A 17,286-nucleotide genomic window follows, 5' to 3' on the forward strand; every position below is an offset into this window, starting at 1 on the left:
TAAAGCCCACAAGGTACAAGAATTAAGGCAATTAATGGCTCCTAAGGCAAAAAAAGCCCCCCGCAGACCTTTTTACAGTCGCTGGTGGTTCAAATTACTATTTTTATTGGCCCTGATATTTGGGGCGTATTTGCTCTATTTAGACTATACCATTCGCAGCAAATTTGACGGTCGCAAGTGGGCGTTACCTGCCAAAGTGTATGCTAGACCGCTGGAGCTCTATCTTGGGCAGCAGCTGGATGCTAAATCCCTAGAGTTTGAACTGAAGCAGCTTGGCTATCGAGCTACCAAGCGCCTGTCTCAAGCCGGAGATATGGTGCGCTTGGGAAATCAGTGGCAAATCTATAGCCGCGGCTTTGTCTTTTGGGATGGTGATGAGCCGGCGCGGAAGATCAAGCTGCGCTTAGAAGAAGGCTTTGTGAGTGAGCTGCAAAGCGTAAACGGTAAAGCTCTAGATATTGTCCGTCTAGAGCCGTTAGAAATCGCCGGGATATACCCAAGTCACAATGAAGATCGCGAGCTATTGCGTTTGATTGACGTCCCGCACTTGCTTGGGGAGGCGCTGATTGTGGTGGAGGATAGAAACTTCGCCCATCACTTTGGGGTATCTCTTAAGGGGATCGCGCGGGCAGCGCTTGCCAATTATCGGGCAGGCAGTGCAGTACAAGGCGGCAGCACCTTAACACAGCAGTTAATCAAGAACTTCTACTTGAATCAGGAACGTAGCCTACAGCGTAAAGCCCAGGAAGCGCTTATGGCAGTGTTGTTGGAGCTGCGCTACAGCAAATCTGAAATTCTTGAAACCTATATTAACGAGGTTTACCTAGGGCAAAGTGGCAAGCGTGGTATCCATGGTTTTGCATTGGCTTCGAGACATTATTTTGGTCAGCCCATTCAAGAGTTAAAGCTGGAACAATTGGCTCTGCTAGTGGGCATGGTAAAAGGAGCCTCGTATTACAATCCTTGGCGCAACCCTAAACGAGCCACCGAAAGGCGCAATTTGGTTCTGAAACTAATGTTGGACCAAGAGTTGATTAGTCCTCAGCAATTTAAACAAGCCAGTAAAGCGTCTTTGGGGCTGATCAAAGCGGGCTCGAGATCTGCTCAGCGCTACCCAGCATTTTTGCAGCTGGTTAAACAACAGCTTAAAAGAGATTATCAAGAAGACGATCTACGCAGCGAAGGGCTACGAATATTTACCAGTCTCTCTCCGTCAATCCAACAGCAGGCTGAGCACAGCCTAAGCCAAAAAGCCGCTTACCTAGAGCGTTACTACGGCATGAAGAAACAAAGCTTACAGGGCTCTGTAGTGGTTAGCTCAGTGGGTGGGGCCGAGGTTCTTGCTCTAGTGGGTGGTCGGGATAGTAAAGTTTCAGGCTTTAACCGGGCGCTGAATGCAAAGCGACCAGTAGGATCGCTGCTAAAGCCAGCAATTTATCTAACGGCGCTTAATCGTAGCGAGCAGTACACTTTGGCCAGTCGGGTGAGTGATGCAACGGTACAGGTTAAGACCCCTGAAAACAGTATCTGGCAGCCGCGTAATTTCGACCGCAAGAGTCACGGTGAAGTTATGCTCTACGAGGCCTTAGCTAAATCCTATAACCAAGCGGCGGCTCGATTGGGAATGCAGTTGGGCTTAGGAGATGTGTTTGCGAATATCGAAAGGCTCGGAATTGACGCTGAGTTACCGCCTGTTCCGGCTGTGCTCTTGGGAGCGGTTGAGTTGTCGGCCATGGATGTTTCTGCTTTCTATCACACCTTGGCTAATGAAGGGGTCTATTCCCCTATGCGAGCCATTCGTGAGGTTACCTCTAGTGCTGGCCAACCGCTAAAACGTTACCCCTTGCAAGTCGAGCAGCGCTTCTCATCAGATTCCGTGTATTTGAATCAATTTGCTATGCAGGCCGCTATGAGAATCGGCAGTGGTCGCTCGGCCTATAAGGAGTTGCCCCAGAATTTAGAGGTGGCCGGTAAAACAGGCACCACTAATGATCAGCGCGATAGCTGGTTTGCTGGGTTTAGCGGCTCACACCTGGCAGTTGTCTGGCTTGGTCGTGATGACAATGGCAGTACTCCATTAACCGGTTCAAGTGGTGCCCTGCGGGTGTGGTCAGATATCTTCGCCAATATACCTACTCAGTCATTGGTCGCGCAGCCGCCTTTGGGTGTGGAGTATCATTGGATTGATGTCGCCAGTGGAAAGTTGAGCCAAGCTGAATGCCCAGGAGCAATTGAGCTTCCCTTTATTGCCGGTAGCCAGCCCCAGGAGCAAATTTATTGTCAGCCTCGCCAGCCCAAAAAACGTAGCTGGTGGGAACGTTTGTTTGGTCGAGGTTAATCTCGGCAGCTTATGATTTAGGAGTCTGAAAATGATTAAGGGTATAGTCGCGCTAAGTTTGCCATTGCTATTGATGGCCTGCGCGAGTCAATCGCCTGCACCCCAACAAGATTTGGCAAATGGTCGGGGCACCGCGAGCGAGATGTCTAATGAGTCACCCTCATCTCCGCAAGCTACTGCACATGAGCCAGAAGGTTCGCCAGCAGCATCGAGGCCCGCCCAACCGCCTCAGCAGCCTGTTCCTATTCGGCAGAGAGAGTCTCGCAGAGGGGCATTGCCAGGTGCGGCCCAGAGCTTGTTAGCAGCGGCTTCCAGCTCTTTTAAAGCTGGCGACTATAGTGCCGCTATAGCAAGTGCAGAGCGTGGATTGCGAATAGCGAGAACATCCCCAGAGCTGCTCTTGGTACTGGCCCGCAGCTATGAACAGCAAGGAGATTATGCCCAAGCCAGGGTGTTTGCTGAGCGAGGTATGCGTTATTTATCGGCAGGAGAGCGACGCGGTGAATTTGAAAGCTTATTAGGGCGCCTTGGCCAATAACCTTATATTTAGCGCAGACTAACTCGATATTCCCACTAATGCTGCTAAAATGGTCAGGCGAGTCACTGGGTAATAGTGAATAATTAGATAGATATTGTCGTCATTCGTGGTTTTAAGATGACAATTTTGCCGGGGACTCGACTAAACTCAAAAGGTAGTACAGTAAACCAAGGATTGGGCTGCGCACCTTGCTTGTTTGGCCATGGATGTAAAAGAAGCAAAAATTATGAGCAATTTGAGTAACGACAAGTCTGCAACTTCGGCAATCTCCCCTTTCACTAGCGCGCAGATAAAACAGCTATTAGAACGTTGCCGGGACATCGTTGTAGATCAAGCGGGGCCTCGACTAGAGGAGTGCCTGGAAAGCCTAGATGAGCAACTTTTAGAGTTTGCCACTGATGCCCCGACAGATGCTGAGCAGATGCAGTATTTTGATGTGCAGAGAGATTTCCGTAAGCGCTCAGCATCGTTAGTGCAGCTATATGGTGAATGTTTGGCAGGATGCTTTATTAAATTCGCCAACGGTCAGTTAAATACCCAAACAGGCGAAGAGAAGTTTTCTCGAGATATGTTGTCCTTGGTGGATAATGAAGATCTCGAAGAAACCATCGCCATCTCGTCAATCAATCATGCCGCGACCGATAACTTTGGCGAAAGCTTGTGGCTGGTCGCTATGCGCTTTGGGCAATTGCGCGGTGGTAGGGAGTTGCCACCTGAGCAAAACCCTGTCAGCCCTGTGCAATTCTGTGAATCTTTGCGTCAAACACTGCAGACGGTCGGCTGTGCCACTAAGATTAAAATTCTGTGTTATCGCACTTTTAGTAAAATATTTATTCCCGTTCTTGATGATATTTATCAGGAACTGAATCAGTACCTGAGCTCAGAAGGTGTACTGCCTGAGTTAAGCTATGCGACAGCTATGGCCTCTGGCCATGCTGGAGACGCTGCGGCGCCTGCAGAAGAAGTGCTTGCTGAGTCGCTTGACGACGTTTTTGATGAAGCTGTCCAGCAAGAAGTTGGCAATACAGCTGAACCTGGAAGTGCGGTGCCTGGAGATGCTACAGCAGGCCCAGCAGCTGGCATGGCCCCTGGCCAGCAGGTTCGTTTACCGGTGAGTGGTTTTGCTCCACAAGCCGGTGCGGCAAGCCCAGATCCTTCAATGCCATCTCCGCAATATCAGCAGAGCTTGGTCAATGCCATCAGGGTATTGCAAAACCATTTGGCGACAGATTCTTACCGTACCAGCACGACACCCGCAGCTTCTCTGGCTCAAGTTGAGCAGCCTAGTGGCAACAACAACACCTTGGTGGTGGATGAGGGCTATAGCGCTAGTTGGAAAACCGCTGCTGTGCCTTCTGAAACAGGTTTTGCGCCGGCTCGATCTGGAGCGGCTGTCTTTAGTGGGCCACAGTTATTGCAGGCGCTGCAAAACCTTCAGGTTGGCATTAATGCGGGTGAGGGTGAATTAATTCGCAGTGAAACGCTGCTGGCCGATTCAGATCAATTGCAAATCCAAAGTGTTGCTCAAGTATCGCAGCAGCTCAGCAGTCAATTGCTTGGCGCCTCAGAAGAAGAGGGGCAGGCTGTTGATGTGGACGATATGCAGATTATTGATTTGGTGGGCATGTTATTCGATTACATGTTGTCTGATGATAATCTACCGAACTCTGTGAAGGCCCTGTTGAGCTATTTGCATACCCCATTTTTGAAGATCGCTTTTATTGACCCAGACTTTTTCGAGCAAACCGATCACCCCGCTCGCTTGCTATTAAACAGCTTGGCTGAAGCAGGTACTCGCTGGGTGAGTAACGATGGTACTGCGCAGTATGATATCTACCCGCGTATCAAGGCGGTAGTCTCGCGAGTTCTGGAAGAATTCCAGAACGATGTTCGCCTTTTCGCTGAGTTGCTACTGGAATTTAGCGGTTACACCAAAAAGATCGCTCGTCGCCAGGATTTAATCGAGCGCAGGGCGATGGAAAAGGTCCAGGGCGAAGAAAAGCTCAGAGAAGTAAAGCTGCAAGTTAACGAGCAAGTTAGCATGCGTATTGAAAATACCGAGCTGCCGTCTGCTGTTCTGTTGTTGTTATTGCAGCCTTGGTCTGATTATTTAGTCTTCGTCTTGCTTAGGTTTGGTAAAGACTCTGAAGAATGGCAATCAGCGCTGACCGTGGTGGATAACGTTATTTGGACTGTGCAGCCTAAAGAGCAAGATAAAGATAAGGCTCGCCAAATGGAAATGCACGATGACTTGTACGAAAAGCTTTCCAAAGGCTTTGATACCATCGCCTATGACCAGACAAAGGCGAATAAGCTGCTAGATGCGTTGTTTACTCTGCAGAAAATGGCATTGCAAAGTCAGCCTTTGCAATTTGCACCTGAGCCAATGCGATCTAAACTGGAAACTATGGCGGCGGAAAAAGCCGGCGCACAACCTGATGACGAAGATGTCAGCGAAGAAGAGTTGCGCATGGTGGATAGCTTGAAGATGATCGAGTTTGGCACCTGGTTTGAGTTTAGTGATGGCAAGCGATTAAAGGTTGCCTGGTACAACTCAACCACCTTGCACTATATGTTGGTCGATCAGCTAGGTAAGAAAGTTGATTTGAAAACAGGTTTAGAGTTGGCTAGAGATATGCTTTCCGGGGAAGCCAAAGTGATTTCAGGGGCGACCAAGCCATTCTTCGAGCGAGCCTTAGAGAACATCTTCCAAAGCTTAAATACTAAAGCTGAGACTAACTCTCAGCAAGAAACTACGGAGAGTTGATGTGAGTGAGAATCGTCGCAAATTAGAGCGTCGCCGCGTTGAGATTTCTGTGGTGGCCCACAATGGCGTGGATGATGAGCCGCTTGGGAAACTGGTGAATATTCATGAGGAGGGCCTAATGATAATGAGTGAGGGCCCTTTGCAGACCGAATCAATTTATCAATTGGAGCTTATCTTGGATTCGCCAATTGATAGTCAAAATACGATTCCATTGGTTGCCGATTGTCTGTGGCAGAGCCCTGCTAGCAGCGATGGCAGCTATTGGGTGGGTTTCAAGATTGTTGAGGTGTCGAGTAAATCGATTGATTTAATCGGGCAGCTTTCCCAATAAATTGGCCCCAGTAATATCCTGGGTTTAAGCTATGTCGTGGGTTTAAGTTACATCCTGCGTTTATGTAGAAAAATTTAAACAAAAAAGCCGGCATTAGCCGGCTTTTTTGTTTTCAAACAGATATCTATCCAATTTACAGGGACTTGCGGCTTAGAGTTTGGCGAAAACTTTTTCAGCCGCATTTAGGGTCGCGTCGATGTCGGCATCAGTATGAGCTGCTGACATAAAGCCTGCCTCATAAGATGCGGGTGCTAAATAAACGCCCTCATCAAGCATGCCGTGGAAGAACTTGTTAAAACGTTCTCCGTCGCAAGCCATCACTTGTTGGAAATTTGTAATAGTATCGGCCTCAGTAAAAAAGCCACCCCACATGCTACCTACATGATTGGTAGTAAAGGGAATGCCAACTGCCGCCGCGCGCTCTTTTAAGCCTTTAACTAAAGCTTCGGTTCGTTTGAAGATCGGCTCATAAAAACCCTCGGCTGAAATTAGCTCTAGAGTTTTCATCCCGGCGGCCATTGCTACGGGGTTTCCAGATAGGGTTCCCGCCTGATATACAGGGCCAAGTGGGGCAATGTATTCCATGATTTCACGCTTGCCGCCAAAGGCGCCAACCGGCATGCCGCCGCCCATTACTTTGCCTAAGGTCGTCAGGTCTGCTTGTACGCCGTAGTGGCCCTGTGCGCCGGTATGACTGACGCGAAAACCAGTCATCACTTCATCGATGATTAGTACGCTGCCGTATTTGTCACACTGCGCTCGGAGGCATTCCAAAAATCCAGGGATAGGTGGTACACAGTTCATGTTGCCAGCTACCGGCTCGACAATAACACCTGCAACCTGCTCGCCAATTTCAGCAAATGCTTGCTCTACGCCGGCGATGTCATTGTAGCTCAGGGTCACAGTGTGCTCGGCAAGCGCGGCCGGTACACCTGGAGAGCTTGGAACGCCCATCGTTAATGCACCAGAGCCTGCTTTGATTAATAAGGAATCGGAATGGCCGTGATAGCAGCCTTCAAACTTGATGATCTTATCGCGTCCAGTGAAGCCGCGGGCCAAGCGAATTGCGCTCATGGTGGCTTCGGTGCCAGAGTTTACAAAGCGAACCATGTCCATGCCTGGCATCAGTGCACACAATTTCTCGGCTAACTGGGTTTCGATTTCAGTAGGTGCGCCAAAGCTTAAGCCGAGCTGTAGCTTTTCAATAACTGCGGCGATAACTTCCGGGTGGCTGTGACCAACAATCATTGGTCCCCAAGACTGTACGTAATCGATGTACTGTTTGCCATCGGCATCGAAAGTGTAAGCGCCTAGAGCTTTTTCAAAAAATACGGGAGTGCCGCCAACAGCGCGAAAAGCCCTAACGGGAGAGTTTACTCCACCGGGTATGCATTGTTGGGCTTCTTGAAATAACTGTTCTGAACGATTCATAAGTTTCCTGAAATCAATTTAGTGTTTCACCAATGCGGTTTAAGTATGACAAGTAAAACAATGGGGATTAGCAGTAACACTGGTGCTTCATTGAACCAGCGAAAAAATACATGATTGTGTTGATCTTCGTCTTGCGCCAAAGAGCGCATAAAATGACGACAAACAAAGTGATAAATAACCAGTAAAGCCACCAGCGATAACTTACCCCAAAACCATAAGCTGGACTGATAATAGGCCCAGTTATAGCTGGCTGTCCAAAAGCCTAAGATGATCGTCGCAATCATCGATGGGGTGGCGATGCCTCGATAAAGTTTGCGTTCCATTATCACGAAGCGCTCACGGCTAATTTTGTCTTGGCTCATGGCGTGATAGACAAATAAACGCGGCAGATAAAACAGCGCGGCCATCCAGCAAATTACCGCAATAATATGAAAGGCTTTGAGCCAAAGCATAGTGTATTCCTAAGGGCTAATCGCTTTGTTTAACCGTAGAAGTTGTTGATATCTTCTTGGGTAATAACGCCTATTGTAACGGTTTGCAAACGGCTTTGCTTGGTTACGATCAATGCTTCGACTTCTTGTTCTTGCAGGCTAGTTTTTGCCTCAAATAAGTTAGATCTTTGGTCAATAAAGCTGGCTTGAAGGCGGCTGGCGGGAATGGCCAGTAAATCAATTTCGGCGTTCGGGTCTTCGACTTCTTCAATGAAGCGAGATAGATCGGCGGCCTTCATAACCAGTGGGCTTTTGCTATTCAGTACCAACCAATTGGGCTTTGGCTTTAGCAGTTGTTTGGCTGCCTCTAAGTCAATTACCGTGCTGCAGCTTTGGCAGCGACCACTCATAACGCTACGTACTCCAGCTCTGCTGAGTACCTGCTGGCTTGGTGATGTTTCTATCGCCAGGCCCTGGGTTCTTAATTGAGCTAAAAATATACCATCATGACAGAACCACTGGCGCGTCGCTAAACAGGCTACAACGATCATCAGCATGGCTGGAAAGATAATGTCGGGTGTTTGGGACAATTCCAGTACCGCTAGCAGAGCAGCCAGTGGTGCGTTCAGTACGGCAGCCATCATGGCAGTAGCGCCAAGTAAAGCATAAAGCTCAGTATGGGTGGAGGTGACAGGAGATAGATTTGCACCCATTTGCCCAATTACCGCACCTAAACAGGCGCCGATTACCATGACTGGGCCAATGACACCTCCCGTGAGTCCTGCTCCAGAAGAAACCGCGCTAGCTAGAGTCTTAGCTAGAACCAGGGCGATTAACAATTGTATGCTCATTTGCCCGCTGGCGGATTCTAGAATGGTATCGTATCCGTTGCCCATAATTTGTGGCCAAAATATGGCAAGCATTCCAGTAAGTAGACCTGCAGCAGTGGCTTTAAGCACGACCGGAAGGCTGTTCATTTTTAGGGTTGCTAAATGTAGGCGAATAAATAGGCCGGCCGCTAGAGCAATGATTAGCCCACCAAAAGCAATATAAGGTAGCTCCCAGAGGCTAAGCAATTCCCCTTGGATTCCAACAAAGCTTAGAGTCTGCGCAAAAACCGCTTTGGAAATGGCCGCGCCAGCCACTGAAGCTAGAATTACCGGGATAAAACCGCTGATGGTGTATTCCATCAATACGACTTCCATCGCGAAAATAACGCCGGCGATAGGGGTGTCAAATGAAGCTGCGATAGCTGATGCTACGCCACAGCCCACAAGTGTTCGCAGGCTGTTGTTGGGAAGCTTCAAAAACTGCCCTAAGAGGCTTGCCATGCCTGCACCCAAATGCACTGCAGGGCCTTCCCTTCCTAGGCTTTGGCCGCTGACTTGAGCAAGGCAAGCTCCGATGAATTGAACAGCGATGTTGACACCAGGTAGGCGGCCTTGGAAGTGATGAAGCCTGGAGAGCACATGGCCAACAGATACATGTCGGTTTTCAGGCTTTAGTGCCTGTAAAAATAAACCAATTATTATGGCTCCAATGAGTGGTAGTGCGAATCGCACTTCAACTGGTAGGGATTCAAACTTTTTACCGGCAAAAAAGCTCTCGCTTGGGGCATCAATGGCAAGGCGAAATAATACAATAATGCCTGCGGCCAATAGTCCGCTAAGCAAGCCAAGCAATGTCATCAATGGCAACGCTTCAATATGAGCCACGCTATGGCGGGTGTGGTCGGCCAATTGGCTGACTTTCCTTCGCATGGCAAGGGAGAGCTTGCTGTTAGGTGCTTTGCGCTGGCCCATTTTGTTGTTTAAGCCCTTATTTCATGGGGTCTGGAGAGAAATTTTGTCGCCCCAGTTCTTTTGCTTTAGGGCGCTGACCTTTATTATAAGAGATTAATTAGATTTTGGCTGTGTTTAGTACTTGCACTTATAACATTGCACTTTGGCAAGTTTGGACTAAATTTGTGGTGAGGCAACGATTGTCGCTATTGGCCACGCACAGCAGATAAGAACAGTAGTCGTAGCAAATAGCAGTTGAGGTAGTAGTGATTAAAGTAGGCATTGTTGGAGCAACAGGTTACACCGGCGCAGAGTTATTACGTCTTTTGGTTAACCACCCTAAGGTTGAGGTAAGCATGATTACCTCGCGTGCGGAAAAGGGGATGGCGGTATCCAGCCTGTATCCAAGTTTGCGAGGGCGCTGTGATATCGCCTTTTGCGAGCCTGATGTAGAGCTGCTAGCGCAGTGTGATGTGGTGTTTTTTGCGACCCCGCATGGCGTGGCACAAAGCATGATGGCTTCTTTGATTGCCTCGGGAACCCGAGTTATTGATCTGTCGGCTGATTTCCGAATTAAAGATATTGCTTGTTGGGAGCAGTGGTATCAGCAAGCACATGCCTGCCCAGAGTTAGTGGAGCAGGCAGTATACGGTTTGCCAGAGGTAAATCGCGAACAAATTAAAAGTGCTCAGCTGGTGGCTTGCCCTGGTTGTTACCCGACAGCAACTCAGCTGGCGCTGATTCCACTGTTGGAAAATGGCCTAGTGGATCCGGCTCGTTTGATCGCCAATGCTGCTTCAGGTGTAAGCGGCGCTGGTCGACAAGCTAAAGTCGATAATCTAATGGCCGAAGTAACAGATAGTTATAAAGCATATGCTGTTGCAGGACACCGACACTTGCCCGAAATTGAGCAAGGGTTGAGAACAGTGCAAGCTGCTGATCAAGAGCCAGTCGAAGTGACCTTTGTGCCGCATTTACTGCCAATGATCCGTGGGATCCAGGTCACGGCCTATGCAGAGCTAAAAACGCCGGGCGCGGTGGATTTGCAATCCTTGTTTGCAGAGCGATACGCAAATGAAAGTTTTGTTGATGTGATGCCCGAGGGAAGTTGCCCACAAACACGTTGGGTGAAAGGGTCTAATCAATGCAAAATTGCGGTGTATCAGCCTCAGGGGAGAAACACTGTAGTTGTGTTGTCTGTTATCGACAATCTTTGTAAAGGAGCCTCAGGGCAGGCGGTTCAAAATATGAACCTAATGCTTGGATTTGAGGAAACATTAGGGCTGGAGCAGTTGGCCCTGTTGCCCTAGTACCTAAAGTACTGGGCTGGGGATTCGCCGAAGGGCAGGGATGATACCAGGCGATTCAATCTTACCTTGATAAAGAGCAGTACTATTGGAGGTGAATATGGCAGTGGTAAAAGGAAGTTATCAATACCGTTTAAGAGTGGTCCAGGATGAGCCGGGCAAGCGCTATGCGGGGCACTTCGTTACCGCAGCATTGGTGCTGACAGTCGGTTTGGCGTCTTATTTTTATGGACGTTATCAGCTGCAGTCTACGCAAGCTGATGCGACGGCTGAGTTAGTCCAGCTGCGCTCGCAGTTACAGAGCAAGAGCTCTGAAGCTGAGGGGCTGCGCCAAGAGGTTGCGAACTTATCCTTGGGCTCTGAGGTTGATCGCAAGGCCGCCGAAGGTGTGCGCGGTGAAGTCATCCAGCTAAAAGCAAAAATTGCTGAGCTGGAGGAAAATGTCAGCTTCTATCGAGGCTTGATGTCCCCTACAGCCAATAAGCGCGGCTTAACAATTGGTTCACTTGATGTGATTGCCACTAGTACCCCGAGGCATTATCAGTATAAACTCGTGGTCCAGCAATTGGCCTCCAATCACAGTCACCTGCGCGGACACTTGAGTTTTAACGTAGTGGGCAGAGAGACTGATGGAGAAGTTCGCAGTTTTGCGCTTAAAGATTTGTCTAATGATGTTAGTGGTGATCAAATCCGTCTTGGTTTTCGCTACTTTCAGAACGTGACAGGTGAGATGGTATTGCCAGAGGGCTTTACTCCCGAGCGTATTGAGCTGGTGGCCAAGTCTACAGGTAGGGATGCCGTTGAAGTTGAGAAGAAGTTTGGTTGGCTAGTGCAGCAGAGCTAAAGCCCTTGCCTGCCGCTTCTTACTCCACATAACTAAGAGTAAGAGTCTAATCATGTTTCCAAAAAAGGAAAAACCAATGGCATTTGCGGCAGGTTCAACCACTTTAATTTCCAAGGCTACTGAGATTGTTGGTGACTTACACTTTAAGGGCAATCTGGAAATCGAAGGTCGCGTTAAGGGTAATATCGTTGCGGAAGATGGCAGTGATGCCCGTGTAAGAGTTATGGATGGCGGTGAAGTTGAAGGTGAGATCCGAGCGCCTTCCATCGTGGTCAACGGTAAAGTGTCCGGTAACGTAAACTCTAGTAAGCATATCGAGCTTGCTGAAAAAGCGATTGTGCAGGGCAATGTTAATTACCATCTTATCGAGATGGTCAAAGGTGCCCAAGTCAATGGAAGCTTGGTTTACTGTGATGGTAAACAGGCTGTTCTGACTGCTGTAGATGGCGCTAAAGATCGCGCTGTCGAAGCATAAGCTGTAAAAAATCTGTTTCGGGTGGCGCTGTAGCGCCGCCGCATTCCTGCTTTACATATGCGCTTCAGCATATCATTCAATAGTTGACTGTTTTCCTAGGTTAAGTGGATAATAGCGGCCGAAGTACAAAGGTTAAAAATATGTCTGAAGCCCAAATGTTTACCCCACAAGCTCTCGAAGTTACTCCTAGTGCGATCAATAAGGTCCGCAGTCTGGTGGAGGAAGAGGCCAATCCAGAGTTGAAGTTGCGTGTCTTCGTAACGGGTGGCGGCTGCTCAGGCTTTCAGTATGGCTTTACCTTTGATGAGTTGGCAGCAGAAGATGACTCTGTTGTGGCAGTGGATGGCGTTGAAGTTGTTGTGGATGCCATGAGCTACCCCTTTTTAATGGGGGCGACTGTCGATTATGAGGAAGGTTTGGCTGGCTCTAAGTTTGTGATCACCAATCCGAATGCTGCAGCGACCTGTGGCTGTGGCTCTTCCTTTTCTATCTGATCCTTTATTAGCCTTGCAAGCTTTGAGTCGAGCAGTAGAGCTGCTCTGCAGGGTTTTTGTGGGTGCTTGCTTGAAATTGCTATCAGGCTGGGTAGATAGCCCCAAGAATTCTATTTCCTTTTGCGCCTGTCACGCTGGGTAAATTCCCGCTTTTCTTGTGTATGCATTGATGAGCAAGCCAGGCGAAAGTCATTGCTTCAACCCAGTCTGGGTGAACGCCTAAACAGCTGGTATCTGCTACCGTGAATTGCTCGAGAAGTTCATCCAGCCGTTTCATGAGTGCGCTGTTATGAGCCCCGCCCCCGCAAACATAGAGTTCGCCCTTGGGCTGCAGTTGCAATACATGCATGGCTATACTGCGGGCGGTAAATTCCATGAGTGTGGCTTGCACATCCTCTGGGCTTAAGTTCAAGCCTGTAAGCTGCTGCTCCAGCCAGGGCATATTAAAGGCTTCTCGGCCGGTACTCTTGGGTGCGCTTTGTTCTAAAAATGGGTGCTTTAACAATCTTGTTAGTAGGTCATCACTTACGCTTCCGCTCTTGGCCCACAGGCCGTCTTCATCGTAGGGCTTGCCTTTGTATAGCGTTATCCAGGCATCCATTAATGCATTGCCTGGGCCGGTATCAAAGCCGATGACATCTTCTTGCAAGCCAGCTGCAGGGATATAGCTGATATTGGCCATGCCGCCAATGTTTACGGAAAAGCGATTGCATGTTGGGTGCTGAAATACGGTTTTGTGAAATGCGGGGGCTAGTGGTGCTCCCTGACCACCTGCGGCAATATCTCTGCGGCGAAAGTCAGCAATGGTACAAATTTGCGTAGCTTCTGCAATGCGAGCTGGGTCGCCAATTTGCAGTGTGTAGCCTGCCCTTGTCTCGCTTTGAGGGATGTGTCTAATGGTTTGACCGTGACTGCCTATGGCGGCTATATCTTCCGGATTTAAACCTTGTTGCTCGACTAGGCTGAGACTGGCTTGGGCAAAGGTTTCGGCCAGTTCTATATCAAGCTGAGCGAGTTTGTTTATTTCATCTGGACCGCTAAGGGCTAGTTCGCTCACCAATGTTTTTGTATGGCGGGGAAGGGGAGCTTCCAGTGTGCCCAGTAGCTCAATATGGCCGCCATCGATGTTGCTGTCATCAATGGCGATCAAAGCCGCGTCTAGCCCGTCGGCGCTGGTGCCTGACATAAGGCCGATATAGTATTCGCGGCTCATTTGCTTCTCTTTATTAAAGTGTGTTGCTGGTTTCTTCTTCGAGTCCGGCAATTTGACGCGCAGCTTGCAGATCCCCCATTTGTACCAGCATTGGTTGGGTTAGCTCTTTAAAGCGTGTTGCTTCTGTTTTAGCGATTGAGCGTGCTTTTGGCAGTTTAACGGTTACGGGGTTACGCACACGTCCGTTTACATAGAACTCATAGTGTAGGTGTGGGCCAGTTGCTAGGCCAGTTGAGCCTACGTAACCTATAATTTGCCCCTGTTTTACACGCTTGCCATTTTTAATATTTTTACCGTAGCGGCTCATATGGGCATAAAGTGTTTTGTAGGCGCCGCCATGCTTGATGATAACAGCCTTGCCGTAACCACCTTTCCGGCCGGCGTGAACAACCTTTCCGTCACCTGCTGCACGAATGGGGGTGCCGCGGGGTGCTGCATAGTCGGTACCTTTGTGGGCGCGAATACGATTTAAAACGGGGTGCTTACGGCGTAAGTTAAAGTGCGAGCTAATGCGGGCAAAATCGACGGGGGTACGCAGAAACTCTTTCCGCATGCTGTCGCCGTCGGGGGTGTAATAATGACTGCTGCCGTTTTCATGGGTGTAGCGAACGGCTTTAAAGGTCTTGTCTTTATTAGTGAACTCAGCGGCCAAAATCGGACCATTGCCAATATGCTTGCCGTCCAGAAACTCCTCGTTATACATCACTCTGAAGCTATCACCTTGGCGGATGTCCAGTACAAAATCGACATCCCAGCCAAAGATATTGGCCATCTCCATGATCAAGGCATCGCTTAACCCGGCGTTTTGTCCAGCTAGGAATAGTGAACTATTAATGGTGCCTTCATGGTAGCTCGGCTTTAAGTCGGGCTCGCGGGTTAGGGTTTCGGCTAAGAAGGTTTCGCTATCGCGGCGAAAGCTTGCGGTGTTTAGTTGGTCGGTTTGATAGCGCAGTTCTTGTAGCTTACCTTCGGCGATGTGGAAATCGATGGATTGCCCTGGGTGGATGCGGCGTAATTGCTTCGCTTCTTTACAGCTGCTGACCAGTTCGTGAAGATCGCTATCGTTTAGGCCGGCACGTTTAAAAATTAGCGAAAGATTGTCGCCACGTTTAACCGTTTCGCTATGCCAGTCAATTACCGCTTCGGCTAGGGGGACTGCTTCGTTCTCTGTGCCTAGGTCTGTAATCTCAAGGTTAGCAGGTTCCGCGGAGAACTCTGTTATTGCAACTGTGCTTGCATTTAGCTGCTGCTCGCTAGCTTTAGTGTGGCTTGCTATCTTTTGGTCGGTAAGCTCTGGGGTGCCTTGGCTGCTAATTGCTTGTGGTTTGTCTGCTTTGTTGTCGCCCATAAAGGCCATTGCGCCAAGCGCAAAGCCAAGGCCGGCAGCCATAGCAAGATTTAGCAGAGGGAATCCGCGTAGAGTTTTTGGGAAATCTTTCATATTTTCAGCGACTTGTAGTCTTTTCTTATGTTCGCACAGTAAAACTTGGTCTTAAGCTGTGTGTTTATATCAAAAATAACCCTACGAAGCACCCTAAAACCGTCATTCGGCGGGCATTTGCAGCAAGGCTCTTGTTTTTCGGAATCGTTAAGGTAAGGTTGCGCCTCTTTTATAGAGGCCTATGACAAATCTAGGCTTCGGATGTTCAATCAAAAATGCCAATTTAATGTGAAAGGTAGTGATATGTCTCAGGTCGATTCGGGATTGCTAGAAGACTTAAAGGCGCGCGGCTTGTTAGCGCAGATGACGGGTGAGGAAACCTTGCCGGAGTATTTGTCAGCCGAGTCTCGCACCCTTTATTGTGGCTTCGACCCTACCGCTGATAGTTTGCACATTGGTAGCTTGGTACCTCTATTGACCTTGCGCCGCTTTCAGCAGGCAGGCCATAAGCCGATTGCATTGGTTGGCGGTGCTACAGGTTTGATTGGTGATCCAAGTTTTAAGGCGCAAGAGCGCAAGTTAAATACCGCTGAAACGGTTTCCGGCTGGGTTGAAAAATTGCGCGCCCAGGTGTCGGCTTTTATCGATTTTAATGATGAATCAAATTCCGCCCTTGTAGTGAATAACCTGGACTGGACCCAGGATATGGATGTGCTGAGCTTCCTACGTGATGTGGGTAAGCACTTCTCCGTTAATAATATGATCAACAAAGAGTCGGTTAAGCAGCGCATTGATCGCGAAGGTGAGGGCATATCCTTTACCGAGTTCACCTACTCTTTATTGCAGTCATTTGATTTCGCTGAGCTATATAAGCATCACGATTGCAGTCTGCAAATCGGCGGCTCGGATCAGTTTGGTAATATTATTGGTGGTGTTGAGCTTACCCGTCGTCGCTATGGTGGTAAGGCTTATGGTTTGACTTTGCCTTTGGTGACTAAGGCGGATGGCACTAAGTTTGGTAAAACTGAGTCGGGCACCATTTGGTTAGATGCTAATAAGACTTCTCCATATGCTTTTTATCAGTTTTGGTTAAATACAGCGGACGCGGATGTTTATAAGTTTTTGAAGTACTTTACCTTCCTTTCTGTAGCAGACATTGATGTGCTAGAGGAAAAAGATAAGGCTGCTCAAGGTCGCCCCGAGGCGCAGGGTGTTTTGGCTAAAGAAGTTACGCGTCTAGTGCATGGTGAAGAAGGCCTAGCTGCCGCAGAGCGGATTACCAAGGCTTTATTTTCGGGTGATGCTGGCGACTTGTCAGCTGAAGATTATAAGCAGCTGGCTCAGGATGGTTTGCCAAGTTACGCCATCGAGGCAGGTGATTTGCAAGAACCTTTAACTACCTTATTGGTGAAGGCGGGCTTGGCAGGTTCTGGTAAGCAGGTAAAAGATGCTTTGCAGCGTCGTGCTCTTCTAGTTAATGGTGGCGCCTTCGGTGCGGAAGATAATATGAATGCTGAAGAAATCTTTTCTGCAGCCAGTGCTCGCTATGATCAATACTTTTTGGTTCGCTTAGGTAAGAAGAAGTATGCATTGCTGAGTTCTTCTTGATGGTCGCAGTTCGTTCTTTAAAAAGCCCGCGTTAGCGGGCTTTTTTGTGGCTAAAAAACAGCCATAAAAACTTTTTGTAAAAAAACTTCAAAAAGGGCTTGCCAAGGTTTCGATGCTGCGTATAATGCGCGCCTCTCCTGACGGAGAAGGGCAGAAAAACAAAGCTGATGAGGCGGTTTTTCAGGCAAGTGTTACAAGGTTTAGCGAGTTTCCAAAACAACGTTAAACACTTGAAAAGATTTAAAAAAACACTTGCAAAGCTCAACGGGGTGTGTAGAATACGCCTCCCTGATCAAGACGAGGTCTTGGTCGCAACGACAAGCTCCAGCAGCTGTCGGTTGTTTAAA

14 protein-coding genes are annotated in these 17,286 nt (G+C 48.7%); 9 read left to right on the forward strand and 5 right to left on the reverse strand.

Features of this window, described 5'->3' with window-relative positions; translation table 11 throughout:
• Nucleotides 1-34 precede the first annotated feature (34 nt).
• The 4 genes from mrcB (at nucleotide 35) to Q1A08_RS17210 (ending at nucleotide 5,974) form a co-directional block, all read left to right on the forward strand.
• Complete coding sequence (gene mrcB / locus Q1A08_RS17195; protein ID WP_299775177.1) at nucleotides 35-2,338, forward strand: penicillin-binding protein 1B; 2,304 nt, start codon at nucleotides 35-37, stop codon at nucleotides 2,336-2,338.
• A gap of 31 nt (nucleotides 2,339-2,369) precedes the next feature.
• Nucleotides 2,370-2,876 carry a tetratricopeptide repeat protein gene (locus tag Q1A08_RS17200; RefSeq protein ID WP_299775178.1) on the forward strand — a complete coding sequence of 169 codons (507 nt, stop codon included), beginning with the start codon at nucleotides 2,370-2,372 and terminating at the stop codon, nucleotides 2,874-2,876.
• Nucleotides 2,877-3,102: 226 nt separating this feature from the next.
• Complete coding sequence (locus Q1A08_RS17205; protein ID WP_299775180.1) at nucleotides 3,103-5,643, forward strand: DUF1631 family protein; 2,541 nt, start codon at nucleotides 3,103-3,105, stop codon at nucleotides 5,641-5,643.
• Nucleotide 5,644: 1 nt separating this feature from the next.
• Entirely contained in the window at nucleotides 5,645-5,974 is a 330-nt protein-coding gene (locus Q1A08_RS17210; RefSeq protein ID WP_299775182.1) for a hypothetical protein, read from the forward strand.
• Nucleotides 5,975-6,124: 150 nt separating this feature from the next.
• On the opposite strand, the gene hemL is transcribed toward Q1A08_RS17210, so the two are convergent.
• The 3 genes from hemL to Q1A08_RS17225 are packed head-to-tail and all read right to left on the reverse strand — an operon-like array spanning nucleotide 6,125 to nucleotide 9,638.
• The gene (hemL, locus tag Q1A08_RS17215; protein ID WP_299775184.1) at nucleotides 6,125-7,405 is read right to left on the reverse strand and encodes a glutamate-1-semialdehyde 2,1-aminomutase; all 1,281 of its coding nucleotides are present in this window, start codon (nucleotides 7,403-7,405) and stop codon (nucleotides 6,125-6,127) included.
• Between the two features lie 26 nt (nucleotides 7,406-7,431).
• A complete protein-coding gene (gene hemJ / locus Q1A08_RS17220) occupies nucleotides 7,432-7,857 on the reverse strand; it encodes a protoporphyrinogen oxidase HemJ (protein ID WP_299775186.1) in 426 nt (141 codons plus the stop codon).
• Nucleotides 7,858-7,886: 29 nt separating this feature from the next.
• Nucleotides 7,887-9,638: a chloride channel protein gene (locus tag Q1A08_RS17225; RefSeq protein WP_299775188.1), complete on the reverse strand. Its 1,752-nt coding sequence runs from the start codon at nucleotides 9,636-9,638 to the stop codon at nucleotides 7,887-7,889.
• A gap of 245 nt (nucleotides 9,639-9,883) precedes the next feature.
• Between Q1A08_RS17225 and argC the strand changes: the two genes are divergently transcribed.
• The 4 genes from argC (at nucleotide 9,884) to erpA (ending at nucleotide 12,737) form a co-directional block, all read left to right on the forward strand.
• Nucleotides 9,884-10,927, forward strand: coding sequence for an N-acetyl-gamma-glutamyl-phosphate reductase (gene argC / locus Q1A08_RS17230; protein WP_299775190.1), 1,044 nt, complete (start codon nucleotides 9,884-9,886; stop codon nucleotides 10,925-10,927).
• 97 nt (nucleotides 10,928-11,024) lie between these two features.
• Nucleotides 11,025-11,768, forward strand: coding sequence for a DUF6776 family protein (locus Q1A08_RS17235; protein ID WP_299775192.1), 744 nt, complete (start codon nucleotides 11,025-11,027; stop codon nucleotides 11,766-11,768).
• A gap of 52 nt (nucleotides 11,769-11,820) precedes the next feature.
• Nucleotides 11,821-12,243, forward strand: coding sequence for a polymer-forming cytoskeletal protein (locus Q1A08_RS17240; RefSeq protein ID WP_299775194.1), 423 nt, complete (start codon nucleotides 11,821-11,823; stop codon nucleotides 12,241-12,243).
• A 140-nt stretch (nucleotides 12,244-12,383) separates the two neighbouring features.
• Nucleotides 12,384-12,737 (forward strand): iron-sulfur cluster insertion protein ErpA, encoded by a 354-nt coding sequence (gene erpA / locus Q1A08_RS17245; RefSeq protein ID WP_299775196.1) that lies wholly within the window; start codon nucleotides 12,384-12,386, stop codon nucleotides 12,735-12,737.
• A gap of 82 nt (nucleotides 12,738-12,819) precedes the next feature.
• Here erpA and Q1A08_RS17250 read toward each other — a convergent pair whose 3' ends face one another.
• Together Q1A08_RS17250 and Q1A08_RS17255 are read right to left on the reverse strand one after the other, a co-directional pair.
• Entirely contained in the window at nucleotides 12,820-13,950 is a 1,131-nt protein-coding gene (locus Q1A08_RS17250) for an anhydro-N-acetylmuramic acid kinase (RefSeq protein WP_299775198.1), read from the reverse strand.
• A gap of 13 nt (nucleotides 13,951-13,963) precedes the next feature.
• A complete protein-coding gene (locus Q1A08_RS17255; protein WP_299775200.1) occupies nucleotides 13,964-15,391 on the reverse strand; it encodes a peptidoglycan DD-metalloendopeptidase family protein in 1,428 nt (475 codons plus the stop codon).
• A gap of 243 nt (nucleotides 15,392-15,634) precedes the next feature.
• Here Q1A08_RS17255 and tyrS point away from each other — a divergent pair, with 243 nt between their 5' ends.
• Entirely contained in the window at nucleotides 15,635-16,939 is a 1,305-nt protein-coding gene (gene tyrS / locus Q1A08_RS17260) for a tyrosine--tRNA ligase (RefSeq protein ID WP_299775202.1), read from the forward strand.
• The last annotated feature ends 347 nt before the right edge of the window (nucleotides 16,940-17,286 follow it).

This window comes from uncultured Pseudoteredinibacter sp., from assembly GCF_947500695.1.
In the GTDB taxonomy this organism is placed as follows: domain Bacteria; phylum Pseudomonadota; class Gammaproteobacteria; order Pseudomonadales; family Cellvibrionaceae; genus Pseudoteredinibacter.

Bases quoted from the DNA above. Each gene is read 5' to 3' on its own strand.
- mrcB (WP_299775177.1), top strand. From the start codon at position 35: ATGGCTCCTAAGGCAAAAAAAGCCCCCCGCAGACCTTTTTACAGTCGC.
- Q1A08_RS17200 (WP_299775178.1), top strand. From the start codon at position 2,370: ATGATTAAGGGTATAGTCGCGCTAAGTTTGCCATTGCTATTGATGGCC.
- Q1A08_RS17205 (WP_299775180.1), top strand. From the start codon at position 3,103: ATGAGCAATTTGAGTAACGACAAGTCTGCAACTTCGGCAATCTCCCCT.
- hemL (WP_299775184.1), bottom strand. From the start codon at position 7,405: ATGAATCGTTCAGAACAGTTATTTCAAGAAGCCCAACAATGCATACCC.
- hemJ (WP_299775186.1), bottom strand. From the start codon at position 7,857: ATGCTTTGGCTCAAAGCCTTTCATATTATTGCGGTAATTTGCTGGATG.
- Q1A08_RS17225 (WP_299775188.1), bottom strand. From the start codon at position 9,638: ATGGGCCAGCGCAAAGCACCTAACAGCAAGCTCTCCCTTGCCATGCGA.
- Q1A08_RS17235 (WP_299775192.1), top strand. From the start codon at position 11,025: ATGGCAGTGGTAAAAGGAAGTTATCAATACCGTTTAAGAGTGGTCCAG.
- Q1A08_RS17240 (WP_299775194.1), top strand. From the start codon at position 11,821: ATGTTTCCAAAAAAGGAAAAACCAATGGCATTTGCGGCAGGTTCAACC.
- erpA (WP_299775196.1), top strand. From the start codon at position 12,384: ATGTCTGAAGCCCAAATGTTTACCCCACAAGCTCTCGAAGTTACTCCT.
- Q1A08_RS17250 (WP_299775198.1), bottom strand. From the start codon at position 13,950: ATGAGCCGCGAATACTATATCGGCCTTATGTCAGGCACCAGCGCCGAC.
- Q1A08_RS17255 (WP_299775200.1), bottom strand. From the start codon at position 15,391: ATGAAAGATTTCCCAAAAACTCTACGCGGATTCCCTCTGCTAAATCTT.
- tyrS (WP_299775202.1), top strand. From the start codon at position 15,635: ATGTCTCAGGTCGATTCGGGATTGCTAGAAGACTTAAAGGCGCGCGGC.